The sequence below is a fragment of the Rhizobium sp. CF080 genome (assembly GCF_000282095.2).
Taxonomy (GTDB): Bacteria; Pseudomonadota; Alphaproteobacteria; order Rhizobiales; family Rhizobiaceae; genus Neorhizobium.
In genome coordinates, this window is record NZ_AKKC02000004.1 from 630,503 (window position 1) to 656,538 (window position 26,036).

Annotated in this window: 22 protein-coding genes; 15 read left to right on the top strand and 7 right to left on the bottom strand. The window is 60.4% G+C overall.

Annotation, left to right across the window (positions count from 1 at the left end):
* Nucleotides 1–17: 17 nt before the first annotated feature.
* Genes PMI07_RS10000 through PMI07_RS10015 form a run of 4 tightly spaced genes read right to left on the bottom strand, consistent with a single transcriptional unit; the run spans nucleotide 18 to nucleotide 3,209 of the window.
* Complete coding sequence (locus PMI07_RS10000; RefSeq protein ID WP_007753161.1) at nucleotides 18–899, bottom strand: SMP-30/gluconolactonase/LRE family protein; 882 nt, start codon at nucleotides 897–899, stop codon at nucleotides 18–20.
* Nucleotides 896–1,726 carry an NAD(P)-dependent oxidoreductase gene (locus PMI07_RS10005; RefSeq protein ID WP_007753176.1) on the bottom strand — a complete coding sequence of 277 codons (831 nt, stop codon included), beginning with the start codon at nucleotides 1,724–1,726 and terminating at the stop codon, nucleotides 896–898. Before PMI07_RS10005 ends, PMI07_RS10000 begins: the two co-directional genes overlap by 4 nt.
* A gap of 35 nt (nucleotides 1,727–1,761) precedes the next feature.
* Nucleotides 1,762–2,496 (bottom strand): FadR/GntR family transcriptional regulator, encoded by a 735-nt coding sequence (locus PMI07_RS10010; RefSeq protein WP_007753184.1) that lies wholly within the window; start codon nucleotides 2,494–2,496, stop codon nucleotides 1,762–1,764.
* Complete coding sequence (locus tag PMI07_RS10015; protein ID WP_007753187.1) at nucleotides 2,496–3,209, bottom strand: ribonuclease activity regulator RraA; 714 nt, start codon at nucleotides 3,207–3,209, stop codon at nucleotides 2,496–2,498. The genes PMI07_RS10010 and PMI07_RS10015 overlap by 1 nt, the downstream gene beginning before the upstream one ends.
* Nucleotides 3,210–3,407: 198 nt before the next feature.
* Between PMI07_RS10015 and PMI07_RS10020 the strand changes: the two genes are divergently transcribed.
* From PMI07_RS10020 to PMI07_RS10075, 11 genes are all read left to right on the top strand, one after another.
* Nucleotides 3,408–5,357: an ABC transporter substrate-binding protein gene (locus PMI07_RS10020; RefSeq protein WP_007753189.1), complete on the top strand. Its 1,950-nt coding sequence runs from the start codon at nucleotides 3,408–3,410 to the stop codon at nucleotides 5,355–5,357.
* Nucleotides 5,358–5,496: 139 nt separating this feature from the next.
* Nucleotides 5,497–6,483, top strand: a complete 987-nt coding sequence (locus PMI07_RS10025; RefSeq protein WP_007753190.1) for an ABC transporter permease — start codon at nucleotides 5,497–5,499, stop codon at nucleotides 6,481–6,483.
* Between the two features lie 10 nt (nucleotides 6,484–6,493).
* On the top strand, nucleotides 6,494–7,615 hold the full coding sequence (locus PMI07_RS10030; RefSeq protein ID WP_024163706.1) for an ABC transporter permease: 1,122 nt from the start codon (nucleotides 6,494–6,496) through the stop codon (nucleotides 7,613–7,615).
* A 7-nt stretch (nucleotides 7,616–7,622) separates the two neighbouring features.
* Complete coding sequence (locus tag PMI07_RS10035) at nucleotides 7,623–9,383, top strand: ABC transporter ATP-binding protein (RefSeq protein WP_007761618.1); 1,761 nt, start codon at nucleotides 7,623–7,625, stop codon at nucleotides 9,381–9,383.
* Nucleotides 9,380–10,597 (top strand): mandelate racemase/muconate lactonizing enzyme family protein, encoded by a 1,218-nt coding sequence (locus tag PMI07_RS10040; RefSeq protein WP_007761619.1) that lies wholly within the window; start codon nucleotides 9,380–9,382, stop codon nucleotides 10,595–10,597. Before PMI07_RS10035 ends, PMI07_RS10040 begins: the two co-directional genes overlap by 4 nt.
* 888 nt (nucleotides 10,598–11,485) lie before the next feature.
* On the top strand, nucleotides 11,486–11,998 hold the full coding sequence (locus PMI07_RS10050) for a sigma-70 family RNA polymerase sigma factor (protein ID WP_007761623.1): 513 nt from the start codon (nucleotides 11,486–11,488) through the stop codon (nucleotides 11,996–11,998).
* A gap of 79 nt (nucleotides 11,999–12,077) precedes the next feature.
* Nucleotides 12,078–13,088, top strand: a complete 1,011-nt coding sequence (locus PMI07_RS10055; protein WP_007761625.1) for a FecR family protein — start codon at nucleotides 12,078–12,080, stop codon at nucleotides 13,086–13,088.
* Nucleotides 13,089–13,331: 243 nt separating this feature from the next.
* Complete coding sequence (locus PMI07_RS10060; protein ID WP_245277159.1) at nucleotides 13,332–15,890, top strand: TonB-dependent hemoglobin/transferrin/lactoferrin family receptor; 2,559 nt, start codon at nucleotides 13,332–13,334, stop codon at nucleotides 15,888–15,890.
* Between the two features lie 118 nt (nucleotides 15,891–16,008).
* Nucleotides 16,009–16,788: a hypothetical protein gene (locus PMI07_RS10065; protein WP_007761630.1), complete on the top strand. Its 780-nt coding sequence runs from the start codon at nucleotides 16,009–16,011 to the stop codon at nucleotides 16,786–16,788.
* 60 nt (nucleotides 16,789–16,848) lie between these two features.
* Complete coding sequence (locus PMI07_RS10070; RefSeq protein WP_051484164.1) at nucleotides 16,849–18,645, top strand: type I secretion system permease/ATPase; 1,797 nt, start codon at nucleotides 16,849–16,851, stop codon at nucleotides 18,643–18,645.
* On the top strand, nucleotides 18,632–19,942 hold the full coding sequence (locus PMI07_RS10075; protein ID WP_007761633.1) for an HlyD family type I secretion periplasmic adaptor subunit: 1,311 nt from the start codon (nucleotides 18,632–18,634) through the stop codon (nucleotides 19,940–19,942). The genes PMI07_RS10070 and PMI07_RS10075 overlap by 14 nt, the downstream gene beginning before the upstream one ends.
* A 71-nt stretch (nucleotides 19,943–20,013) precedes the next feature.
* Here the strand turns inward: PMI07_RS10075 and PMI07_RS10080 are convergent, their stop codons facing one another.
* Nucleotides 20,014–20,769, bottom strand: a complete 756-nt coding sequence (locus PMI07_RS10080; protein ID WP_007761634.1) for an IclR family transcriptional regulator — start codon at nucleotides 20,767–20,769, stop codon at nucleotides 20,014–20,016.
* Between the two features lie 189 nt (nucleotides 20,770–20,958).
* On the opposite strand from PMI07_RS10080, the gene PMI07_RS10085 reads away from it, so the two are divergent.
* The 3 genes from PMI07_RS10085 to pcaF are packed head-to-tail and all read left to right on the top strand — an operon-like array spanning nucleotide 20,959 to nucleotide 23,569.
* Nucleotides 20,959–21,666 (top strand): 3-oxoacid CoA-transferase subunit A, encoded by a 708-nt coding sequence (locus PMI07_RS10085; protein WP_007761635.1) that lies wholly within the window; start codon nucleotides 20,959–20,961, stop codon nucleotides 21,664–21,666.
* Nucleotides 21,663–22,352: a CoA transferase subunit B gene (locus PMI07_RS10090; RefSeq protein ID WP_007761637.1), complete on the top strand. Its 690-nt coding sequence runs from the start codon at nucleotides 21,663–21,665 to the stop codon at nucleotides 22,350–22,352. Before PMI07_RS10085 ends, PMI07_RS10090 begins: the two co-directional genes overlap by 4 nt.
* Nucleotides 22,353–22,363: 11 nt before the next feature.
* Nucleotides 22,364–23,569 carry a 3-oxoadipyl-CoA thiolase gene (pcaF, locus tag PMI07_RS10095; RefSeq protein ID WP_007761641.1) on the top strand — a complete coding sequence of 402 codons (1,206 nt, stop codon included), beginning with the start codon at nucleotides 22,364–22,366 and terminating at the stop codon, nucleotides 23,567–23,569.
* 91 nt (nucleotides 23,570–23,660) lie between these two features.
* Here the strand turns inward: pcaF and PMI07_RS10100 are convergent, their stop codons facing one another.
* Nucleotides 23,661–24,671 carry a hypothetical protein gene (locus PMI07_RS10100; protein ID WP_007761642.1) on the bottom strand — a complete coding sequence of 337 codons (1,011 nt, stop codon included), beginning with the start codon at nucleotides 24,669–24,671 and terminating at the stop codon, nucleotides 23,661–23,663.
* Nucleotides 24,672–24,941: 270 nt separating this feature from the next.
* On the opposite strand from PMI07_RS10100, the gene PMI07_RS10105 reads away from it, so the two are divergent.
* A complete protein-coding gene (locus PMI07_RS10105) occupies nucleotides 24,942–25,409 on the top strand; it encodes a truncated hemoglobin (RefSeq protein WP_007761643.1) in 468 nt (155 codons plus the stop codon).
* A gap of 21 nt (nucleotides 25,410–25,430) precedes the next feature.
* On the opposite strand, the gene recX is transcribed toward PMI07_RS10105, so the two are convergent.
* Nucleotides 25,431–25,991, bottom strand: coding sequence for a recombination regulator RecX (gene recX / locus PMI07_RS10110; protein ID WP_037086159.1), 561 nt, complete (start codon nucleotides 25,989–25,991; stop codon nucleotides 25,431–25,433).
* Between the last annotated feature and the right edge of the window lie 45 nt (nucleotides 25,992–26,036).

Below are 26,036 nucleotides of genomic sequence, written 5' to 3' on the forward strand. Positions count from 1 at the left end.
GCGCGGAATAGGGCGGTTCAAATCCCAAAACGATGGATGGGTGTGCCGCGGACGCCGGCTTCGAAGGCGAAGAGCGTTCCGTGCTCGAACGTACCGTTGTTGTCGGTGGAGAGCGTGGTGACGTAAATCGTCGCGAGATCGGGGCTGCCGAAACAGGGCATGGTCGGCGATTTCGCCGGCATTTTGTAGATCTCGACGACCTCGCCTTCCGGCGATAGCCGATTGACGCCGCCCGACAGGATGCCAGCGATCCAGTAGAAACCTTTTGCATCCATGGCGGCGCCATCCGGGCGGCCTTCTTCCGGCGTGAAATCGTGCAGCCGGCGAGGGGGACTGGTGACACCTTTCCGCAGATCGAAATCGAAGGCCTGGGCGAAGAGGCCGCTGCTGTCCGAGTGATACATGGTTCGGCCGTCCGGGCTCCAGGCAAGGCCATTGGACGTCAGGAGCCCGCCATCGACAATCGTGGTGAAGGAGCCGTCGGGCATGACCCGGTAGAGGCGGGCGTTGCCGGTCTGCGGGATCGCCTCGTCGCGCGTGCCCACCCAGAAGCAGCCGTCGGGGCCGACCTTGCCGTCATTGAGCCGGCTGTCAGGGCGCCCGCCGTCCGGATCGCAGAGCAGCTTCATCGCCCCGGTTTTCGGGTTCAGGAGGTGAACGCCGTTTTCCAGCGCGACGGCGATATCGTCGCCTTCGCAGAGTGCCAGACAGCCGATCTTGAACGGCATCTCGAAGCGGTCGACACGTCCATCGGCGCGCAGGCAGATCGCTGCCGGGGCCAGGATGTCGACCAGCCAGAGATCCCCGGTGCGGTCGTCCCAGGTCGGCGATTCTCCGACCTTCAGCGGAAAGTCGATGACCCGTCGTACCTCGGGTGTGATGATTTCCGGTTTGCTCATGACGCAGCCCTCACGGGAACGACCAGGCCATTTTCGTCGCGCAGCCTGACTTGCCCATCGTGTTCGGTTTCGCAGAAGCTCCCGCCCTGGAAGAATGCGGCGACGGCACCTTCGCTTGCCTCTTCGATACGCAGGTGATCGCGACTATTGTCCTGCGGGCGATAGCCGAGGCGCTCGGCAGTTTCGTCACGCCACCAGCCGGAATCGTTCCGAGAAACGCCGTACACGACAGCGGCGGCAATTTCCGGGTGGGTGAGGCCGATCCAGACGAGCTGATGAAGGTCGCGAGGGCTTATCCAGATCGCGGCCGAGCGTTCGCTGTTGGGATAGGCGGCGGCATTGCCGATGCGGATCGACAGCGTTGAGATGCCGGCCTTGTCGTAATAAAAGCCGGCCACCATCTCGCCCCAGCATTTCGACAGGCCGTAGCGTGTGTCGGGGCGGGGAATGTCGGACGGGGTGATCGTCTCGGACCGCGGATAAAAGCCGGTGGCGTGATTGCTGGAGGCAAAGACAATCCGATTCACTCCGGTTGCCCGCGCCGCATCGTAGAGATTATAGGTCCCGAGGATATTGGTTTGCAGCATGTCACGGATATCCGCCTCGCGCGGCAGGCCGCCGAGATGGATGACGCCGTCCATCCCTTCGAGGGCGCTGCGCATGGCATCCGAATCCGCAAGATCACCCTCGAAAAAACTCTCGTTCGACGTCAGCTCTGTCGCCGGCCTGACATCGATCAGCCTGATATGTTGCGCAGCAGGGCGCAGGAAACCCCTGAGCTGCGTGGCGATGTGGCCCGCGCCGCCAGTTATTGCGATCCGTTTCAAAATGCTCCTCCTTGCAGCGCCTCCCTGCGCCGTTATCAGCCGTCGAGAGATTGAGCCTCCACGCCTTGGAACATGCGGGCGCGCGCATTCAGGATATGCGTTTTCATGGCTTTGTGCGCATCTGCTTCCCGGCGCGCCAGGATGGCTTCCACGATTGCCGCATGTTCGTCCTGCACATGGCGGACATGCAGCGGTGTCCGCTTGAGGCTGAGGCTCCGTGTCACGGACATGCCGATCGAAAAATGCGGCTTGAACCATTCCCGCACGATCGTGTGGAACTGGTTGCCAGTCGCCATGGCGATGGCGTCATGCAGTCTTTGATCCTCCTCGGTACCCAGCTCTCCGACCTCCAGGCAGTGCTCGAGTGCCGCCAGCGCCGCCATGATGCGGACTTTGTCATTGACCTGCCAGTTGCGCGCCGCGAGTGCAGCAGCTTCCGCCTCGAGCCCGGCCCGGAATTCGAAAAACCGCTGTACATCGGCCAACGAACCGACCGGGACCTGTTTCAGGACCGAAGAGTCTGGCCGCTGCCGCACGTATGAACCCGAACCTTTGCGCGAGACGATCAACTGGTCGGCGCGTAGGCGCTCCAGCGCCTCGCGCACGACCGGCCGCGATGCGCCGAACATGACGGAGAGATTGGGTTCTGACGGAAGCCTTTCATTGACGGGGAAGCGGCCGTCGGCGATCATTTCTACGATCCTCTCGTAGATGATGTCGCTGAAGCGAGGCTCAGCCTTGGCTGCCGCTATCACGCCGGATTGGTCCATCAACGTCCCTTTTCACGTCTCCATTCGAGGAACTCGGCCTGTGCTTCGGCTTCCGGAGGATAAAGGCCAAAAATTCCGCGGCCCGCCTTAACCTGTTCCTCGACGAAGTCCTCGAACACGGTCTGTTCGAAGGCCTCGTCCGCCACCTCTTGAGCCATGGCGGCCGGAATGACAACCACGCCTTCATCGTCGCCCACCATGATGTCGCCGGGATAAACCGGCACGTCGCCGCAGCCGATAGGCTGATTGAGGTCGAGCGCATGATGGCGAATGAGGTTCGTCGGTGCCGAAGGCTCGGCATGATAGGCCGCGAACGGCAGTGCTGCGATATCCGGGGTATCGCGGAAACCGCCATCGGTGACGACACCGGCGGCGCCTCGTTTCCATAACCGGGTCATCAGGATCGCCCCGGCCGAAGCAGCGCTTGAATCCTTGCGGCTGTCTATGACGAGGACATGGCCGGGCGGGCATTCCTCGATGGCAATGCGTTGCGGATGGCTGCGGCCGGCAAAGACGCCGACATGGTCGATGTCCTCGCGTGCCGGGATGTAGCGCAGCGTATAGGCCGGCCCCACGAGCCTCGGCGCGTCCTTGTTGATCTTGTGCACGCCACGAATGAAAACATTCCGAAGTCCGCGCTTCAGCAGGACCGAGGTCAATGTCGCCGTCGATACCGCCTTTAATTTTTCGCGCGATTCATCATTGAAAGTCATGCGTCTCCTCCCGTTCGGCATGTCTCATAGGCGTGTAGCACTAGTGAACCTGTAAAAATCTGTCAATACTTGTAATCATCTGAAAACCGGCATATGGTCCGTTTTGCCGATGGGATGGAGGTCCACGGCGGTCTGTCGGCGGGGAAACCGTTCAGGTCGCCAACTAGCGTCGGCATGGTCTGAATTGGGAGGAGATTTATGCGCGACGATGAAATCATGTCTTCCGGCGTAACCCGCCGGACGTTCCTGGCGGGTGTCGGCGGGGCCGTGGCCCTGTCTGTGGCAGGCAGCAGCGCGAGCGCTGCCGGGACCAAGGAAGCACCGCAACTGGCGGCGCTGGTGAAGGACGGAAAACTTCCGCCGCTTGCCGAACGGCTGCCACAGAACCCCATGGTCGTGAAGCCCTGGGAAAAGATAGGCACGTATGGCGGCACGCTGCGGCGCGGCCTGCGCGGCTCGTCCGACCACAATGGCATTCTGCGCATGGTCGGCAACCAGGGGCTTGTCCGCTGGAATATGGATTTTACGGCAGTTCTGCCAAACCTTGCCGAAAAGTGGGAGGTGAATGCCGACGCCTCGCAATTCACCTTTCATCTGCTGAAGGGTGCGAAATGGTCCGACGGTCATCCGTTCACGGCCGACGACGTGGTGTTCGCGATCGAGGATGTCGTCAAGAACAAGGAGCTGTACAGCTCCACGCCAGCCCAGATCGCAGTGGCAGGCAAGCCTGTGGTTGTCGAGAAGATCGATGATTATACCGTAAAGTTCACGTTTGCTGCGGCAAACGCGCTCTACCTGGAAAACCTGGCGACGCCGCTCGGCCAGCATCCGACGCTGTTCGCAAAGCACTACTGCAGCAAGTTCCTGCCAAAATACAACTCGAACCTTGATGCAGACGTGAAGGCGGCCGGCTCTGCCAGCTGGACGGAGCTTTTCCGCGCCAAATGCGGCGACATCGAAATCCCGTCGCGTTGGGCAAATGTCGACAAGCCGACGCTCGACCCGTGGGTCGTCAAGGAAGCCTATTCGGGCGGCGCTACCCGGGTGCTCATGGTCCGCAATCCGTATTTCTGGCAGGTGGACACCGAAGGCAATCAGCTCCCCTATATCGATGAGCTGAATTTTGGCATCTCGCAGGACGTTGAATCACTGATGCTCAACGTCATCTCGGGCAAGGTCGACATCCAGGAACGCCATATCAACAGCCTGGCGAACAAGCCGACGCTGTCGCAGAATATGAAGAAGGGCGATTATCGCCTGCTTTCGCTGGTGCCGTCTGCAGCGCAGCAGTGCTCGCTCTACCTCAACATGACCCACAAGGATCCGGGGTTGCGCAAGATCTTTGCGGACAAGTCGGTCCGCCAGGCATTGTCGCTGGGCATCAACCGCCAGGAAATCATCGACATCGTCTATTTCGGCCAGAGCGAAGGCTATCAGACCGGTCCGCGTCCGGGTCACCCCTGGTATCACGAGAAACTGGCACGCCAGTTCACCGAATTTGCGGCGGACAAGGCCAATGCACTGCTCGACAAGGCCGGCCTCGACAAGAAAAATGCCAATGGCATCCGCTTGCGGCCGGACGGTCAGCCGTTCTTCTTTGCTGTAGACGTCATTCCGACACTTTACCCGGACCTCGTCGACGTTCTGGAACTGGTCAAGGCGCACTGGGTCAAGATCGGCGTGGACATGAAGGTCAATACGATCGAACGCGCACTCTACTATACGCGCGGCGACGACAACGCCCATGACGCGCAGGTCTGGCCAGGCCCGGGTGGTCTCGACCCGATGCTCGATCCGCGCGACTTCTTCGCCTTCCACCCGCAGGGATCGCGTTACGCTATTCCCTGGACGCTCTGGTACACGTCCAACGGTACCAAGGGCGAAGAGCCGCCGGAAAGCCAGAAGAAGCGCTTCAAGCTGTTCGACGAAGCCCGTTCCACGGCCGACGTCGACAAGCGCGGCGCGATCATGAAGCAGATCTTCGACCTTGCTGCGGAAGACTTCGAAGTCATGGGTATTTGCCTGGCCGTCGGCGGCTTCGGCGTGATCCGCAACAACCTGCGCAACGTGCCGGAAAAACAGCCGGACAGCTGGTCCTGGCCGAACCCCGGTCCGGCCCTGCCGCAGCAGTTCACGTTCACGAGCTGAGCCGGCACGAGCTGATTTGCCTTGACCGTGCCGCCGCTTCCAGGCGGCGGCACCCCTCCAGTCCCATTGCATGAAGTGCTGAAGCGACAGCCCTCGGCCTCGCATCGGCGCGCCGTGCAATCCGAATTGCGAGCTTTCCATGCTGAAATTCGTCGTTAAACGACTCTTTTGGATGATCCCGTCGCTGTTTGCGGTGAGCTTCCTCGCTTTTGTACTAATCCAGCTTCCGCCCGGCGATTTCGTCACCACCTACATCGCCACCCTGGCCTCCTCCAACGAAGTGATCGACCAGAATACCGCCGCCTCCCTGCGCGAGCGTTTCGGGCTCGATCAGCCGATGCTGATACAATATTTCAAATGGATCTGGGGCATCCTCACCCGCGGTGATTTCGGCATCTCGTTCGAATGGCAACAGCCGGTCTCGGGCCTCATCTGGGAACGCATGGCGCTCACTCTTATCCTGGCCCTCGTGAGCCTGATCGCCACCTGGGCGCTGGCGCTGCCGATCGGGGTCTATTCCGCCGTGAAGAAATACTCGATCGGCGACTACACCTTCACGGCCTTCACCTTCTTCGGCCTGTCTATCCCGTCCTTCCTGCTGGCGTTGGTGCTGATGTATGTCGCTGCGGTCGAATTCGGTGCGGATGTCGGCGGGCTTTTCTCTCCGGAATATGAGACCGCTTCCTGGAGCCTCGCCAAGATGTACGACCTGTTGACGCATCTGTGGCTGCCGGTTGCGATCCTTGCGATCTCGTCTACCGCAAGCCTGATCCGCGTCATGCGTGCCAATATGCTTGACGAGTTGCCGAAACCTTATGTGACGACTGCGCGTGCCAAAGGCCTTTCCGAGTTCCGGCTGCTGATCAAATATCCGCTGCGCATCGCGCTCAACCCATTCATCTCGACGATTGCCTGGCTGCTGCCGAACCTAATTTCCGGCTCCGTCGTCGTCGCGATCGTCCTCAATCTGCCGACCGCCGCCCCGCTGCTCCTGCAGTCGCTGATGGCGCAGGACATGTATCTGGCCGGCGCCTTCGTACTGTTGATCTGCGCGCTCACCCTGATTGGTTCGCTGATCAGTGACATCCTGCTTGCGCTGGTCGATCCGCGCATTCGGCTCGAATAGGAGGACACCCATGGTCGATGTCTCCATCACCAATATCAGGCCGGACCGCGCCGCAGTCGCCTCTCAGTGGCAGCTCATCTGGTGGGCTTTCAAGCGGCACAGGCTGGCCATGGCGGCGCTCGTCGTCACGCTTGCCATGTATATCGTCGCGCTCGTGCCGGGCTTTTTCGCGATCAACGACCCGATCATGCAGAATGCCCGCTCGACCTTCCATCCGCCGCAGCGCATTCATCTCTTCGATACTACCAACGGCTTCCAGTTTGGACCTCATTACTATGGGATGAAGCTGACGCGAGACCCGAACACGCTTGCTGCCGTCTTCGTGGAGGATACGGGAGTGAAGGTGCCGATCGCCTTCTTCGGTCGTGGCTACACCTATTCGGTGCTTGGCCTTTTCAACACCGATATTCACCTAATCGCCACCACCGACAAGACCAAGCCGCTTTATCTGTTCGGCGCCGATCGCCTCGGCCGCGACGTCTATAGCCGCACGGTGCAGGGTGCACAGATATCGCTCTCGATCGGTCTGGTCGGGGTCTTCCTGTCGTTGCTGCTCGGCATCGTTCTCGGTGGCATCTCCGGCTACTACGGCGGCCGGATCGATTTCGTCATGCAGCGCGTCATCGATTTCGTGCTGTCGCTGCCGACCATTCCGATCTGGCTGGCGCTGGCTGCGGCATTGCCGCAGGGCTGGCCGGCGACGCTGCAATACATGATGATCACCATCATCCTGTCCTTGACCGGCTGGGCGCAGCTTGCCCGCGTCGTGCGCGGCCGCTTCCTGTCGCTGCGCACGGAGGAGTTCGTCGCCGCCGCCCGCCTCGACGGCGTCTCGGAGGGGCGCATCATCTTCCGGCACATGTTGCCCAGTTTCTCGAGCCACATCATCGCCTCGATGACATTGGCGGTTCCGGCCATGATCCTGGCGGAAACCTCGCTCTCGTTCCTCGGTCTCGGCCTTCAGCCGCCGACGATCTCCTGGGGCGTGCTGCTGCGCGAAGCGCAGAACATCCGCTCCATCGCAACCGCTCCCTGGCTCTTCATGCCGGGGCTCGCGGTCGTCGTCGCTGTCATGGCGCTCAACCTCTTCGGCGACGGCCTGCGTGACGCAGCCGATCCCTACAACAAGTGAGGCGCCGATGACCGATATCCTGTCCATCGCCCCCCGCCCTTCGATTGCACCGGGCAAGCCGCTGCTTGAAGTCAAAAACCTGGTGACGGAGTTTGCGCTCCGCACCGGTGCCTTCAGGGCCGTCGACGATCTTTCCTTCTCGATCGAACCGGGCAAGACGCTTTGCGTGGTCGGCGAGAGCGGATCGGGCAAATCCGTGACCGCCCGCTCGATCCTGCAAATCATAGACTCTCCTGGTGAGATCGCCTCCGGATCGATTTTACTGCACCGCCCGGACGGCACGTCGCTTGACCTTGCCAAGCTCGACCCGCGCAGCCGGGCGATCCGCTCGGTGCGCGGCCGCGACATCGCGATGATCTTCCAGGAACCGATGTCGTCGCTCTCGCCAGTGCACACCGTCGGCGACCAGATCACCGAAGTGCTCCGGCTGCACCTCAACATGAGCAAGGCGCAGGCAAGGACAGAGGCGATCTCGTTGCTGCGGCAGGTGGAAATTCCGGATCCGGAAAAGGCGCTCGACCGCTACGCGTTCCAGTATTCCGGCGGCATGCGCCAGCGCGCTATGATCGCCATGGCGCTCGCCTGCAAACCGCAGCTGCTGATCGCCGACGAGCCGACCACGGCGCTCGATGTGACGACTCAGGCTGAGATCCTCGACCTGATCAAACGGCTGCAGCAGTCGACCGGCATGGCCGTGCTGTTCATCACCCACGACATGGGCGTCGTCGCCCAGATCGCCGATGACGTGCTGGTCATGCATCATGGCGTCGCCAAGGAATACGGACCGGTTGAGCAGATCTTCCATGCGCCGCAGGATCCCTACACGCGCATGCTGATCGGTTCGGTGCTGAAGCTGGAGCAGAAGGCCGAAATCCGGCTTGCCCGGCCGCCGCTCGACACGACCGCCGAGCCGATCCTCGAAATCCGCAATCTCTCCATGCATTTCGGCGAGATGAAGGCGTTGAACGACGTCTCGATCGCGCTGCTTCCCGGCGAGACGCTCGGCATCGTGGGAGAGAGCGGCTCCGGCAAGACGACGATGGGCCGCTCGATCATGCGTCTGTACGACCCGACTGGCGGCGAGATGCTCTATCGCCGCGCCGACGGCAAGGTCGTTGATCTTGCCAAACTCGGAGGTGCCGAGCTGAAGGCGGCGCGGCGTGAGCTCCGCATGGTCTTCCAGGACCCGTTCGGTTCGCTCAACCCGCGCATGACCGTCGCACAGGTAATCGGCGAACCGCTGCTGGTCAACGGCATCGCCCGTGGCAAGGAACTTGACGAGCGGGTCTGCCACCTGATGGATCAGGTCGGCCTCGATCCGGCCGGACGCGAGCGTTACCCGCATGCGTTTTCAGGCGGCCAGCGCCAGCGCATCGGCATTGCCCGGGCGATCACACTGAACCCGCGCATCATCGTGGCGGACGAGGCGACGTCGGCGCTGGACGTTTCCGTGCGCTTCCAGGTGCTCGACCTTCTGATGCGGCTGCAGGACGAGCTCGGCCTCGCCTACATCTTCATCAGCCATGACATTGGTGTCATTCGCTACATGTGCGACCGGGTGGGCGTCATGTATCGCGGCAGGCTCGTCGAAGTGGGCGAGGCGGACAAGGTCTGCAACGCGCCGGACCACCCCTACACCCAAGCGCTCATCTCGGCCATTCCGCGGCCGGACCCGCGCGACCGCGATCGCTCCGGGCGGTTCCGCTACATCGAACCCAGTCCCTACGCCGAACCTAGCAACGTCAAGAATGGAAGTACTGCACGATGAAGATTACAGGAGTTCGTACCTTTCTCATGCATGCCGGCCAGCCGCATCGCTCCAAATGGGCCTCCGACGGTCATGCGAGCCATGTTACCCAGCACAAGCTCGAGGGCACGCGCAACTGGCTGTTCCTGAAGATCGACACGGATGAAGGCATTACCGGCATCGGCGAATGCTCCGGCTGGCCGCGCGTCATCGAAACCGCGATCAAGGATCTAGCACCCCTTCTGATCGGAGAGGATCCGACCCACATCGAAAAGCTGTGGCAGAAGATGGCGATCGCCATGATGGGCCACGGCATGCTCGGCACGGTCGGTGGCGGCGCCATGACCGGCATCGACATGGCGCTGTGGGACATCAAGGGCAAGGTGCTCGGCGTGCCGGTCTGGAACCTGCTCGGCGGCAAACTGCGCGACCGCATTCCGATCTATTCGCACGCCAACACGGTGGAACAGGCGCTTGCCCTCAAGAACCGCGGCATCAAGGCGTTGAAATGCGGCGGCGTTTCCGATCCCGTCCGCAAGGTCGCCATGCTGCGCGACGCTGTCGGCGACGAAATGGACATCGCGATCGACCTGCACGGCCCACCGTGGATGACGCCGGCCGATGCCTGCCGCCTGGTGCGCAAGCTCGAACCCTATGAACTGCTTTGGGTCGAAGACCCGATCGCACCGGACAATGTCGAAGGGTATCGGCGGATTCGCGATGCTGCGCATATTCCGCTTGCGTCGGGTGAACGTATGGCGACCATTTTCGGGGAGCGTCAGCTCATCGAGGAAGAACTCGTCGACGTCATCCAGCCGGATACGGGACGTGCCGGGGGCATTACCCAGATGAAGAAGATCGCCGCGATGGCCGAGGCGCATCACATCCAGATGGCGCCGCATTCCGGCTCTCTCGGCCCCGTGGCCGAATATGCCGCGCTTCACCTTCTGGCGTCGATCCCGAACGCGCTCATGCTCGAGCGTATCGACGACGACTGGGAAGGCCGCGCGAATGTGATCGTACCGCATCCGATCCAGGAAGGCGGCTCGCTTGCAGTGCCGGACGCGCCCGGCCTCGGCTGCGATATCGACGAAGAATTCGTCGCCCGCTTCCCGAGCGAAGGCAATGTTTCGGTGCCGGTACAGGAAAGCGCCAGTTCTTACGCACCGGGCACCTATGGCGAACGCCTGTATGTGCAGACGCGCTTGTCACGCCGGCATTACTTCAATACGTGAGGGCAGGCCGAGCATGAAAAATTGATCGGAGGCCTTGTCCGGCCGACCCCAATGAAATGTTGGGATGGATAGTAATTGGAAGACGTGTGCTTCACGACTTCATCCAATTCCTATCGACTGATGTGCTGAGGCGTGGCTCGTGCGAGGTTTAGCTCGGGTTTGCAGGGCTAATTTGTTCGATCATAAGGGGTAGGCCAAATGAGGAACGAAATTCCCCTAATAGTCCGCTTGTACTAGCTCTCGAGGAGCGCACAATCGCCGCATTGGAGGAACTTTTCAATGCGGTACACTCTCATCATCGCGACCTTGTTCTTCGCAATCGGACCGGTCCTGACATTCGCTTCGAGCGATCATGTCTTGCCGATGCCGACTGTACACGTCCAGAAATCGGATCGGCTGGCACGGTCTAACTGTCTGGCTTCCGAGTTCGACTATTGCTCCGGCGGCCCTGTTGCTTGCATGCAAACGCAAAGTGGAGAAGCGAGCCGCTATCTTCGCTGCTCGAAACTCGCAGTGACCGCGGAGCGACAATAGCCGGAGGCCTTCCGAGGTAATTCTACGGAGGCAACCTAAGTCCGATGCTGTACGGCTGCTGGGCATCCAGCTATGCCCCCTGTCGGTCGGAGCGAACGTTACGGTGTAGTCCGTGCGCCTCACAAAGGGCGGCAACGTCCTGACAACCTGGGCGGGAACGAGTTACGCTGTGGACGGTGCCGGCGGTGTCCTTGCGCTAGTGGAACGGCAGGCTCTCAAATCGAGAAACCGGGCTGGCTGCCCGTGGGATAATTCGAAACCATCATAACATGAATTAATTACTCATGTTCTATTTGCATGGCGCAACTTCCGACGTATAGAGCTTTCCATCATGTAACGTGGCGATCATGTCCCATGGGTATGGAAAACGACGACATGCGCAGCGGCCTTTATGCCACGCATCGAACTGCCCTGGTGGCCTATGCCGCTTCATTGATGGGGTCCAGGGAAGAAGCCGAGGAGGTTGTGCAGGACGCATTCTCGAAGCTGTCCCCGGACAGCATCAAGGGGATCGACACGCCAATCGCGTATCTTCGTCGAATTGTCCGAAATCTTGCGTTGAACAGACGCCGGCGCCAGAAGTATGAGCTGGCACAAGCGACAGAGCAGGCACCGGATTGGATGCAGCCCCTGAGGGTCTCCACGCCGGAACAGGATGCAGTTTTTAACGACCAGGTTCGGCTGATTGCCCAAGAGCTCACCCAGTTCCCCCACCAGACGCGGCTGATCATCGAAATGCATCGGTTTGACGGCTATACGCTTGAAGAAATTGCCAATCACTTGGGCCTCTCCGTGACCACCGTCCATCGGATCTTGACAAACGCAATGGGTCATTTGACCAAGCGGCTTGCCAGCCGCCTAACCTGAATCAGGCAGGTGGAAAAATTTTGCGAGCTATTTGTCTAAGTAGTCACAAACACAATCTGCTCGCTCACGCCGAGGACTTATGAAGCCGATCGTCCCGAATGAAAATGACATGGAGAGGATCCGGGAAGAGGCGGCGACGTGGCTTCTCGATCTGCAGTCGCCTCACTGTCGCGACTTCGACAGATTGAATGCATGGCTGGAGCAGTCGCCCGTGCATCGTCGGGTGTGGGAAGAAACGCGAACGATGTGGCAAATGCTCGGCTCCGCGCCACTGCATTATGAGCGAGTTAGTTCGCCCCGTGACGAGGCAGTCCGCAACATCAAGATTTCCTCCGTCCCGCAAAGGTCGCGGTGGAGGTTTGCCAACAAGGTGGTGGTCGGAGGGATCGTCTCCGCCTGTCTGTGCCTGGCGGCCGTCCTTGCTGTCCCCCGGCTACTGATAAGATGGGAAGCCGATTACCTGACTTCCGCAGGAGAGGTGAGATCGGTGACGCTGGAGGATGGCAGCAAGGTGCAGCTGGCTGCGGCCTCCGCGATACGGACCGAATTTACCGCAGGACGCCGAAGGGTCATTTTGCTGGATGGCGAGGCTTTTTTTGACGTGACCCACGATGCGGTCAGGCCGTTCGTCGTGAATGCATCCGAAATAGAGGTCGAGGTCCTTGGCACTGCGTTCGACGTGCGGATCGGAGAGGACCATGCGGAGGTCGGGTTGGCTCGCGGCTCGGTCCGCGCAACGATATCCGCGAATGGCACGACATCTACCAAGATACTGGTTCCGGGTGACCTCCTGGGCGTCGACACCGAGACTGGCGCCATATCCAACGAACAACTTCCCGCAGATGACATTGGAGCCTGGCGCAACGGACGTCTCTTGGTATCTAACGCCAGCATCAACGATGTCGTGGCACAGATCCAGCGATATCATCCTGCCTGGATCGTCATCGCCGATACCAATTTCGGTAAGCGCAGGGTGACGGGCGTCTATGACCTTTCCGATCCCGACAAAGCTTTAAGAGCTCTCGTTAGCGCCTATGGAGGAAGAGTTCGTGATTTCTCTTCGTTCGTTAGCGTGATCACTCGGCAGTAGCGAAACGCGCCGATCTGATGGTTTCCTAAAATCTCCCATGCGAGCCTTTTTCGAGGCTTAGTCAGATTTTTCGGGCCATCGCAAAAAAATCCGGAAAAAAACTTGTCTCAATTTGTCTAGTTTCTGAATCCCCTCGGAGCGGGGCATGTTTGGAGACGTAAGACAGAAATGACTTGTGGGGTTTTGTGTTCATTGGGGGCCAACCGCGCCGCGGCGTATCTTTGGGGCGGTACGGCATTGGCGGTGCTGCTTTTCGCCGACACCGGTTATACGCAGCAGAGCGAGATCGTCCAGGCAGATCGTGCTGCGCGACTTTTCGACATCCCTTCGCTGCCAGTTCTGGGCGCGATCAGCGCCTTCAACCGGCAATCTGGTCTGCAAGTTACATTGCCGGCCGGCGTCGGGTCGAATGCCAGAACCAATCCCGTAAAAGGCAGCTATCGCCCGGAGGTTGCTCTTGCGCGCATGTTTGAAGGCACGGGCGTGTCGTATGCGATAGGCGATGCGGCGCAGGCAATCTTAAGCGCTTCCGATGGTACGTCGGGAGAAGCTGCGACGACCCTCCGTCCGATCGTCATCGTGGGCAAAAGCAGGCGCGATGCGACCGCCGGCGCCGGTTTTCAGGGCACCCCCGATTGGGTGTATGACGAGGCCGGCAGCGTCAGCGTCGTGTCACGGCAGGCCATCCAGAACTCTGCCGCGCGTAACGCCAACGATGTGCTCGACAACGTTGCCGGCGTTCTGACGAACAGATCGGAATCGCAAAATCCCGGCATCAGCATCAGTGTCCGCGGTCTGCAGGACCAGAACCGCGTCGCGACCAGCATCGATGGTGCACGACAGAGTTTTCAACGCACCAGTCATGGTTCCAGCCAACGCGTCTACGTCGATACGGCATTTATCCGTGCAATCGAAGTGGAGAAGGGCGGCGTTTCCGGGGTCGGAGGCGCGGGCGCGCTCGGGGGCTCGGTCAATTTTCGCACGATTGAAGCCGACGATATCATCCAGGCGGACCGCCGGTGGGGCGTTGAGGTCGATGCGACGACCGGAACGAATGCCTATAATTTCAATGGATCGATCGCAGGCGCGGTTCGCCTGTCGGACGATTTCTCGATCCTCGGCGGCGTCGCGCACAAGAACATCGGCGATTACGAATATGGCAAGAACGGCACGATTACACAGCTCGATGAACTTGGCAGCGGGACCGCCCGTAACGACGCGGTGATCTTTTCCGGGATGGAGTGGACGACAACGCTCCTGAAAGCAGAAGGAAATCTTTCTGATGACCTCAGTTTCGACCTGAGTTGGATGCGCAACGATGCGGATTCCCAGCAGGGCAGTTACGGGGTCGATGACGTGTTGCGTGCCGACGACCAGACTGTCGTCAACGATACAGTCACAGCCTCCTTTACGTGGGATCCAGGCTCCGATCTGATCAATCTGCAAGGCCGCCTTTGGTACAATAATCTGAAGAACGACGAGCAGCGGGGCTATGCCGATGGTGCTCTCCCTCTGACCTATGGGATGGAGAGTTTTGGCGCGAGCCTCGAGAATACCAGCCAAGTCGATACGTCGGTCGGCCTGCTTTCGCTGAACTACGGTTTTGAAGGGTTCAGGGACAACGGCGAGACCAAAACCCCGGTTCTTCTCGATGAAAACGGCTATGATGGAGCATACGGCTTCAAAGGCGCCAATCCTTCCGGCCAACGCGACACCCTGAGTGGTTTCGCCAATGCGACCCTGGAACATGGCGACTGGCTCACCTTCACGGGCGGACTACGTTACGACTATTACCGACTGACGGGCTCCACCGTCGTCCACGGCTGGGAGCAGACGGTTGTCGGGACGCCCGGCGTAAACTGCCTCCTATGGCGGAACGGAACCTGCTTTCGATGGCAAATCCCTCCGTCCCAGACCATCGTCAATTCCTATCCGCAATACCCAGTTGATGTTGACATGTCCGGAGGCGCCTGGCTTCCGTCGGCAACCGTCGCCGTGAAGCCCTTCGACTGGTTACAGCCATTCGTAAAATATGCCCGCACGTACCGCCCGCCGGCAATTACGGAGGCACTGATTTCGGGTGGCCACCCGCTTGTCGCGCCGCTGGAAAACGCGCCGAATCCGTGGCTGAGACCGGAGAGTGCCGACACGTTCGAGATCGGCGCAAATATCACCCAGGATGCCGTCTTTTCCGCCGATGACAGTTTCCGGATGAAGACCGTGTTGTTCTATCGGAACGTCAAGGACTACATCTCGATGGGCACGATCTTCAACGAACAGGCCGGCCGGCTGTACAATACCCACGTCAACCTGGACGGCACCACGCATATGAAAGGCGTCGAGATCGAAGCGAACTATGATGCCGGCGGATATTATATCGGCGGTTCATTCACCTGGCTCCATACCGATTTCGCCGAGACCTACACCTATCAGGGCGTAGATACCGGTCCCTGGACGGGGGGCGGAACCTATCCTGCTACCCCCGCGATCTTGTTCGCTCCGCCCAAGACCAAGTTCACGATCGATGCAGGTGTTCGACTATTGGAGCAGAAGCTCGTGGTGGGCGGTCGGCTCACGCATGTCGGCGGGTCGGAGCCGGCTTATGGGCAGCTCGTCGGCAATTACCTGACCGAGGACTACACGCTGCTGGATATTTACGGCTCCTACGCGTTCAGCGATAGCGTCAAGCTTCGATTCGCGGTGAACAACGTTACCGACAAGGCCTATGTCCCATCGCTCGGAACAGCATCGTTTCCGGCACCGGGGCGGACCATGACAGCGTCCCTTAACTTCAAATTCTAATGTGATCTTTGCCTGGCCTGTAAACGGCCAGCCGAGGTCAATGAGTTCACGAGATTCCACCTCATGTGGAAACGAGGTTCGTCAAGAGGCGAACATGGATCAACCAAGGAGCAATCAGATGCCTGCAACTATGAACTTAACGGCCTTCAGCAGCGACCTGGTAGGGTATCTCGACATATGGACGGCCAATTTCGGCTATAACAGCAACGGCGCCTTCAGCCCCGCCAGTAATCCACATGAGCAGTGGGTGGCGGGCAATGTGGGCGTAGACAGCTCGGCCGTCCTGCTTGAGGGAAGCTTTTCCTACGCCTCGCCAGGCGGCTTCACGGGGACGCTTGACACACTTGACTTCGGTTGGTCGGCAACCGGTTCCGCGTCATCCGGTTTCGCACTGACTGCTACCGACCTTTCGATCGACCTGGGCGGGGCTGCGCCGACAGCCGCGTTCAATCAAGCGATCTACATGCTCTCGCATGGCGGAAACTTGACCGGTGGTACGGTTTTCGGTCAGTCCTTTGACGGTCTCTACGACTATTTTGGTGATGTCGGAACGGTTCAGAACGGAACGAGCTCAGACGATCGTCTCTACAGCTTTGACGGAAACGACGATCTCAACGGCGGCGCTGGACGCGATACGTTCGTCTTCGATCGGGATATCGCCGGTTCGCTTGCTTCTTCGATCGGGAACGACAGCGTTTCTGGCTTCGTGGCCGGCGCCACCGGCGACTTCATCGATCTCTCGGGCCTCGCGAGCACGTCCTTCGATACCTATGCCGAAGTCTTCGCGGCTTCGTCGCAGGTTGGTGCCGATACGGTTATCAATCTCGGTTCGCTCGGCACGATCACGCTCGAGAGCGTATCCAAGTCCGCTCTGATCTCCGGCAATTTCGTATTCTGACAGGGAACGAATTTGTCGGTCTCCACACACACCAAGGCGCCGTCGCAGCTTCGTGCTGCGATGGTCGTCCCGACGGCCAGAGCGGCACTCATCGGCCTTGCTGTGATCAGCGGCGTCGTAAACCTGTTGGCGCTGACCTCGCCCCTGTTCATGCTGCAGGTCTACGATCGCGTTCTCGCGAGCCGCAGCATTCCAACCTTGGTCGGGTTGAGCATGCTTGCGCTCGGTCTTTATGGAGTCCAGGCGGCACTGGATATTGTTCGATCGCGCATTCTGTTGCGGGTCGGCGAAAGCTTCGATCATCAACTGTCCGGTCGGGTACATGAAGCCGTCCTGCGGCTTCCCCTGGAAACGAAAATGCCCGGAGACGGGCTGCAGCCTCTCCGCGATTTGGACAATGTCCGAGGTTTTCTGTCGAGCCAGGGCCCAACGGCGTTTTTCGACCTGCCCTGGATGCCGCTTTATCTGGGCATCTGCTTCGCTTTTCATTTCTGGATCGGGGTCACGGCATCGGTGGGTGCGATCACGCTGGTCGCGATGACCGCGTTGACGGATCTTCTCTCTCGCGGACCCACGCGTGAGGCGACCAGACACGGGATGGTGAGAAGTGCGGCAATGGAAGCGGGGCGTCGCAACGCCGAGGTCGTGCGCGCGCTTGGTCTTCAGCAACGGCTTTCGATGCGCTGGCGCCGGGTCAATCTGGCCTATCTCGCATCGAACCGCCGGGCCGGTGATGTGGCCGGACAGTTTGGCGCAATCTCGCGTTCGCTTCGGCTTACTCTCCAGTCTGCGATCCTTGGCGTCGGCGCATGGCTCGTCATCGAGCAACAGGTGACGGCCGGCATCATGATCGCAAGCTCGATCATGATGGGCCGGGCACTGGCGCCGGTGGATCTCGCCATCGGAAGCTGGAAACCATTTTTGATGGCGCGACAAAGCTGGGACCGGTTGGGTGGCTTGCTATCGATGATGCCGGAGACGCCGGTCCTGATGGCACTTCCCGCACCGCGCGAAAGGCTCGCTGTCGAAAACCTGACGATCATTCCTCCTGGTCCCACGAAGACGCCAACAATCACCGGCGTGAATTTCTCCGCGCCGGCAGGAAGCGCCATCGGGGTGATAGGACCAAGTGGTTCGGGAAAATCGACGCTGAGCCGCGTTCTCGTCGGTGCCTGGTCCCCGGTCGGCGGGAAGGTGCGGCTCGATGGGGCCAGCCTCGACCAATGGGACCGCGAGGCTCTGGGGAAACATCTGGGCTACCTTCCGCAAGGCGTCGAGCTGTTCGAGGGGACGATCGGCGAAAATATCGCGCGGTTCGATCCTGACGCTGATCCGGAAACAATCGTCAATGCTGCTAAAGCGGCAGAGGCCCACGAACTGATCCTCAGGTTCGAAAAGGGCTATGAGACCGAGATTGGTGAAAACGGCTCGCTTTTGTCCGCCGGTCAGCGTCAGCGGATCGGCCTTGCCCGCGCTCTCTATGGTGATCCTTTTCTTGTCGTCCTGGATGAGCCGAATGCCAATCTGGACTCGGAGGGCGAGGCGGCAGTCGTCAAGGCAATTGCAAGCATCCGAGCTCGAAACGGAATCGCCATCGTCATTGCCCATCGGCCAAGCGCCATCGGCGCTGTCGATTTCATCCTGATGATCGATAACGGGCGGATGGCAGCATTCGGCCCGAGAGATGAAATCCTGGCCCGTGTCCTGAAAGCGCCGGTCCGATCCGCGGCGATCACTTCAGAGCCGCGACCGTTTCAGGTCAGCGGACGCACGGTCGCGCCCTTCAGGGTGGTTGCGGACTCCACCGAAGAGAGATCGGAAACGGAAGAAAAGGGCGACGCCGATGTCAAGCACTAGGAACGATCCGGTCTCACGCTCCATCCGCCGTCACCTCGTTGCGGGAACAGTCATCGGGCTGACCTTTATCTTTGGTGCCGGTGCCTGGGCGGCCATGACGAACTTGGCCGGGGCAGTCGTCGCCTCGGGGCACTTCGTCGTCGACTCCTACGTCAAGCGCGTGCAGCATCCGACAGGCGGCGTGGTCGGTGAAATACTGGTCCGCGAAGGCCAGCAGGTGAGCGCCGGGGACGTGCTGATGCGCCTCGATGCCACCCAGACACGCGCCAATCTTGGTATCGTGACCAGACGGCTCGATGAGCTGAATGCCCGTCTCGCAAGATTGGAAGCGGAGCGAGACGATCTCGCTGAAATCCTGTTTCCCGGTTCGCTGCTTGAGCGTGCAGACAACGCTGACGTCGCATCGATCCTGAAGAGTGAACGAAGACTGTTCGAGTTCCGGAGCAGTTCACGTCAGGGCAACAAATCACAGTTGCTGGAACGGATTGCCCAGTTCGACCACGAAATCGAGGGCCTGAAGGCTCAGGAAACCGCATATGATCGCGGCCTCAAGGTGCTCGAAATCGAAATCGCGTCTCTGCGGGGACTGCACGAGAAGGGTATCGTATCCGTGCAGCGGCTGAACGGCCTGGAGACCCAGGCGGCGACATTCGCCGGAGAGCGTGGTGAAAAGATAGCCTTCCAGGCACAGGCGGCGGGCCGGATTTCCGAAACGAAGCTGCAGATCGCCCAGATCGACCAGGACCTGAAAACCGAGGTCGGCCGGGAACTGCGCGAGGTACAAGGCCAGATTGGCGAATTCATCGAGCGCAAGATCGCCGCTGAAGATCAGCTGAAACGCATCGAAATTCTGGCACCCCAGGCGGGGAGGGTGCATGAACTGACGGTGCATACCGTCGGAGGCGTGATATCGCCTGCGGACGTGATCCTGTCGATCGTGCCGGACCGCGACAAACTTGCCCTTGAGGCGCGCATCCTTCCACAGGATATCGATCAGGTCAGCGTCGGACAGATGGCGGTCATAAGGATGTCGGCCTTCAATCAGCGGACGACGCCGGAGCTCAATGGCACCGTCGCACGCATTGCGGCAGATCTTACGGAAGATACTCGCACGGGGTTTTCGTACTATCTGGTTCGCTTGGCAGTTCCGCACGAAGAGCTGGCTCGACTTGATGGACTTCTTCTTGTTCCGGGCATGCCGGCGGAAGCCTTCATACAGACCGGCCAACGCACCGCGCTTTCCTACTTGGCGAAACCGCTCGCCGATCAGATTGAACGGGCGTTTCGAGAAGAATGAGCATATTGGCCCACAGGTGCGGATGGCGAAGACCTCTCCTGCGGCCCCATCGGTTCACCGCACTGATGGGTTCAGCGCAGCAGTGACTTCAGAAGCCTCGCAACGCCCTTAAGAGGCTCGAGATAACGGTCCGCCATTTCGGCGGCGGGGACACTTGCCGCTGGCGCGCCGATATTGATCGCGGCGACCACGCGGCCGCGATCGTTTTCCAGCGGCACGGCAATCGAACAGAGACCGAGTTCCAGCTCCTGGTCGATGACGGCAAAACCCTCTTCGCGGACGCGGGCAAGCTCTGCCATCAGCCGGGCAGGGTCGGTGAGCGTGCGCGGTGTGAAGGATCTGAGGTTCGTTTGCTTCAGAAGCGCACGGGCCTCGTCTTCGGGCAGCGCTGCAAGCAGAACGCGGCCCATCGAGGCGCAATAGGCGGGGAGGCGGCTGCCGGGCATCAGGTTGATCGACATGACCCGCTTCTGCGAGGCGCGGGCGATATAAACGACTTCGGTGCCGTCGAGCACGCTTGCCGATGCGCTCTGGTGAACCTCCTCGGCGAGTTTGTCGAGGAAGGGTTGGACGATATGGGGCAGAGGGGTGGCCGAGAGATAGGCATGGCCGAGCCGCAAAATCTTCGGCGTCAGCACGAAGAATTTTCCGTCATAGTCCGCATAGCCGAGTTCGGCCAAGGTGAGCAGGCAGCGGCGGGCCGTCGCGCGGTCGAGGCCGGTCGCCTTCGCCACGTCGGCGATCGCCAGCCGCGGCGTCGTTTCACCGAAAGCCTCGATGACCTTCAGGCCTCGCGCGAAACCGCTGACGAAATCCGTTTCCTGCATGGTTTCTCCCCTGAACCCGCCCCTTGTCGAGACCGTCGCTCCGCACCGCTAGTTCAGACAATATGTGCGATATATGAACAAAAGTCAATTATCGCACAATCTTCTTGCTGTCCATCCCGCGCTGATCTATCTCTTTTCCCGGAGGCACGGCGGCCACTTCCGCCGATTATAGCGAAGGAGATATCCCGCATGGACAAGACAATCGGGAGCACGGCGGAAGCCGTCTCCGAGATCGGTGATGGCGCGACCATCATGATCGGCGGTTTTGGCGGGTCTGGCGCCCCGATCGAGCTGATCCATGCGCTGATCGACAAGAGAATCAAGGACCTGACCGTCATCAACAACAATGCTGGCAACGGCCGCATCGGCATTGCCGCGATGATCGACGCGGGCATGGTCAGGAAGATGATCTGCTCGTTTCCGAAATCGTCGGATCCGCGCGCCTTTACCGATCGCTATCTGGCGGGACAGATCGAGCTCGAACTGGTGCCGCAAGGCACGCTTGCCGAGCGCATCCGCGCCGGCGGCGCCGGCATTCCGGCCTTCTACACGCCGACCGCCTATGGTACAGAGCTTGCCAACGGCAAGGTAATCGCCGAGTTCGACGGCCGCCACTATGTGCAGGAGCGCTGGCTGAAGGCCGATTTCGCCATCGTCAAGGCGCAGCTCGGTGATCCATTGGGCAACCTCACCTACAACAAGGCCGGCCGTAACTTCAATCCGCTGATGTGCATGGCCGCGGCCAAGACGATCGTGCAGGTGTCGAAGATCGTGCCGCCCGGCGGCATTGATCCCGAGCACGTCGTGACCCCCGGCATCTTCATCGACCGCGTCGTTGAAGTTCCCGATCCTCAGCAGGAAGAAGTCCTCATTCGCGCCGGAGTGGCCTACGTATGACCCTCAACACCCGAGAAGACATCAAGCTTTCCAACGCCCAGATCGCCTGGCGCGCCGCCCAGGACATCCAGGACGGCGCCTATGTGAACCTCGGCATCGGTTTCCCGGAAATGGTCGCCCGTTACCAGCCGCCCGGTCGCGAGGCGATCTTCCACACCGAAAACGGCATCCTGAACTTCGGCGAAGCGCCGGCTGAAGGCGAGGAAGACTGGGACCTGATCAACGCCGGCAAGAAGGCCGTGACGCTGAAGCCGGGTGCCGCCTTCTTCCACCATGCCGACAGCTTTGCCATGGTGCGTGGCGGCCATCTCGACGTCGCCATATTAGGCGCGCTGCAGGTGGCCCAGAACGGCGACCTCGCCAACTGGCGGGTCGGCTCCAAGGGCGTGCCGGCCGTCGGCGGCGCCATGGACCTCGTACATGGCGCCAAGCAGGTCTGCGTCATCACCGAACACGTCACCAAGAACGGTGAGCCGAAATTAGTTGAAGCTTGTACCTTTCCGTTGACCGGCGTTGCCTGTATCACTCGGGTCTATACGAGCCATGCCGTCATCGACATCGTCGAGAAGCATTTCGTCCTGCGCGAAAAGCTGACCGATATGACAGTCGAGGAACTGCAGGCCATGACCGGCGCCCGCCTCCATATCGATGGACCGGTCGCCGATCTCGTCGTGCCGAAACTGTAAAAGAGAAGATCATGACCGAAGCCTATATCTGCGATTATATCCGCACCCCGATCGGCCGCTTCGGCGGTTCGCTCTCCTCCGTTCGTGCCGACGACCTTGGCGCCATCCCCCTGAAGGCGTTGATCGAGCGCAACGCTTCCGTAGATTGGGAAGCCGTCGCGGATGTCATCTACGGCTGCGCCAACCAGGCCGGCGAAGACAACCGCAACGTCGCCCGCATGTCGGCGCTGCTTGCCGGCCTGCCGGTCAGTGTCGGCGGCACCACGATGAATCGCCTCTGCGGTTCGGGCATGGATGCGGTTATCACTGCTGCCCGCGCCATCAAGGCCGGCGAGGCGGAACTGATGATTGCCGGCGGCGTCGAAAGCATGTCCAGAGCGCCCTTCGTCATGCCGAAGGCCGAAACGGCGTTTTCGCGCAACGCCGAGATCTACGACACCACGATCGGCTGGCGCTTCGTCAACCCACTGATGAAAAAGCAGTATGGCGTCGATTCCATGCCGGAAACCGGCGACAACGTGGCGATCGACTATAAGGTTTCGCGCGAGGACCAGGACGCGTTTGCCGTCCGCAGCCAGGCGAAAGCCTCGGCGGCTCAGGAGAACGGTCGTCTTGCTAAGGAAATCACCTCGGTTAGCATCCCGCAGCGCAAAGGCGATCCGGTGGTCGTTTCGAAGGACGAACATCCCCGCGCGACCAATATGGAAGCGCTCGCTAAGCTCAAGGTGCTCAACAAGATCGAGGGCGCGACGGTCACCGCCGGCAACGCATCAGGCGTCAACGACGGCGCGGCAGCCCTGATCATCGCTTCGGAAGCGGCAGCCAGGAAATACGGCCTGACCCCGATCGCCCGCATCATGGGCGGCGCCACAGCCGGCGTTCCGCCGCGCATCATGGGCATCGGACCGGCGCCGGCCACTCAGAAGCTCTGCGCCCGTCTCGGCATCTCGCCGAAGGATTTTGACGTGATCGAGCTCAACGAAGCGTTTGCCAGCCAGGGCATCGCGGTCCTTCGCGAACTCGGCCTGCAGGAAGACGCCGACTATATCAACCCGAACGGCGGCGCGATCGCGCTCGGCCACCCGCTCGGCATGTCCGGCGCCCGCATTTCCGGCACCGCAGCGCTGGAACTGTCGCTCCGCAAGGGCCGCTATGCGCTTGCCACGATGTGCATCGGCGTCGGGCAGGGTATCGCGGTGGCCCTGGAACGCGTGTGATCCAAAGCCTCTCCCTCCCCTCAAGGGAGGGAGCCCCGTTTTACAGAAATGTGGCCGGGGGCAGGTTTGACGCGATGGGGTCATCCCAGATTTAGTTCACCTGAACGCCGCGTTGCTTCAACGTTTCCAAAACTCTGCGTGCGGCCGGCGCCCCGGAAAAACGACCCGCTTGTCTGAGCGACAGCAGATCGAGCAATGCCTCAATGTTTTCGGACGGAACGTTGATGCTGACCCGTTCCAGTTTCTGGAGAGGCACGAGGTCGCGCATATCAACCTTGTCGATCATCGAGATTACGGAGATGAATTTCAGGTTCGGGCAGAAGCGGATACCTGACAGGTCCCTGATATCGAACGCATTTTCCTCGCCGCCCCAGAAATACCAGACATAGGGGTAGATCGCGGAGCCTCCGTCGAATTCGATCCACTCGACGGAAGCCAGGAGTTCGTCGTTCAAAGGATAGCGGGCGAGATAATCCAGCGCTTCCGGAATAAGTTCGTAGCCCTCCTTTTCCAGATTGACCGGGCGGCCGAGCACATGGCTCGCAAGCTCTTCCGGCGTGCCGAGATCAATCGCCTTGGCACGCAAAAGGGCAGAGAGCACTGCCAGCTTCAGGTTCACATCCGAGAAAGGCGCGCCCGGATCGCCGCCTGCGGCCGGGTAGGGCGGCGCGGTCGGCTCCATATATTCGGCATCGGGATTGGAAATGTTGATCTCATAGACCGTGTCATAGGTGATGCGGGCGGAAAGCTCACCTTCCGGCAATTGCTTCCTGCCGAAACGGGTGGCGCGCCGTACCTTGCTTTCCTCGCCGATCTCCATATCGGGCACAGTGGTGCGAAGATCGCTAAGCGAAATACCCATGGGAACTCCGGCAATCGTATGCTCGAAGCGGGAGTTGAAGTTAACGCTGCCGATCAGTCCCTTCCGATCGATCCGCACGACTACTCCATAGGTATTTTCGAGAATGTCGATCAGCCCGCCCTTATGCGGCGCCGGAGCCCGCCAGGCAGAACCCATCGCCTTTTCGACGGCCGACATCGGCATGCCGGGCCGCAGCGCCGCAAGCGCTGCGGCATCAACCGGTTTACTCGAGGCCGCCATACCCTCACCTCCCGCTTTGGCCCACAGGGCCAGCGCTGTTCCACCGATTAGAAATTCCCGCTTCCGCATGATCCTCGTCCTACGCATGAACTCAAAGCCGCATTGCGGCAAAACCGATATGCTGCGATGCGGTGGAATTTCAACATCTGCAACCTGCCGAACGCGACGCTCCCTGTCAGATCGTCGCAATCAGCAGTTAGGCCTTGGGCATGACACCCGCAGAGCCTATATAAGACAGGCCGCAGATGCGACGGAACCCAAGGTCTTGAAATGAGCGACGAATTGCAGGCGCGCGCGGCGCATATCGCGGCGATCCGGAAACGGGCGGAAGCGGAAATGAAGGCGATCGGCATCGACGACGCCTTCATCGGCAAGCTGGTCGATACGTTTTACGGCCGCATCCTGGAGCACCCGGAACTGGGGCCTGTGTTCGACGCGCGGCTTTCCGGACGCTGGCCGGAGCACATGGCGAAGATGAAGAGCTTCTGGTCCTCCGTCGCCTTCCGCAACGGTGCCTATGGCGGAAAGCCGGTCCAGGCGCATCTTGGCGTCGCCAACATGACGGCGGAGCTTTTCCCGAAATGGCTGGAGCTGTTTGCCGCCACGCTGGACGACATTACGCCCAATCCGGAGGCGAAAGCCTGGTTCATGGTGACGGCGGAGCGCATCGCACGAAGCCTGACGCTCTCGCTCTTCTACAATCCGGCGCTCGACGACCCTTCGCTCAAGCAGGCCTGACGACCGCGGGAAACTCTGTCCTCACGCCTTGAGATGGCGGCCTGCATCCAGTGCTTCTTCCGCATCATCAAGCGACATCTCGAAGATTCTTCTTCCTATATCGAAACTGAAACCCGCCCTGGCAAAGGCGGAAAATTCCTTCGCCTTGCGTTTTTCGTCGAGTTCGCCTTTGCGGAACGGCCCAAACGCTCGTTTGCGGGCCAGGACGAGGGCGGCGTGGAAGTCGTCGGCTTCAGCGACGGCGGCCGCGACGGTACTGCTCGCCACGCCCTTCTGCGACAATCTCTGGGCGATGGCTCGTCTGGACTTGCCGCCGCGCATGCCCGAGCGGGTGCTCATTTCGGCAAAGGCGGCATCATCCAGCGCCTTGTTGTCATAGGCGAATTTCACGGCGAATTCGGCAAGCGCCCTGATCTGGACCTCGCCGATATCCTCGAATTTCTGGCGTGCCTTGCGCGCTATGGCATCGAAGAGCTGCCTTTCCGTGTGCATGCGTCGCTCGATGCGATAGATAGTCGAATTGCGCGTCCATGACAGCATGCGCGGCGTCGGCGCATCGGATTGCGGCGTCTCGTCGTCCAGTTCCAGTTTAAGCCTCCGACCTCTTTTCCTGTCGCTTTCTGGGAT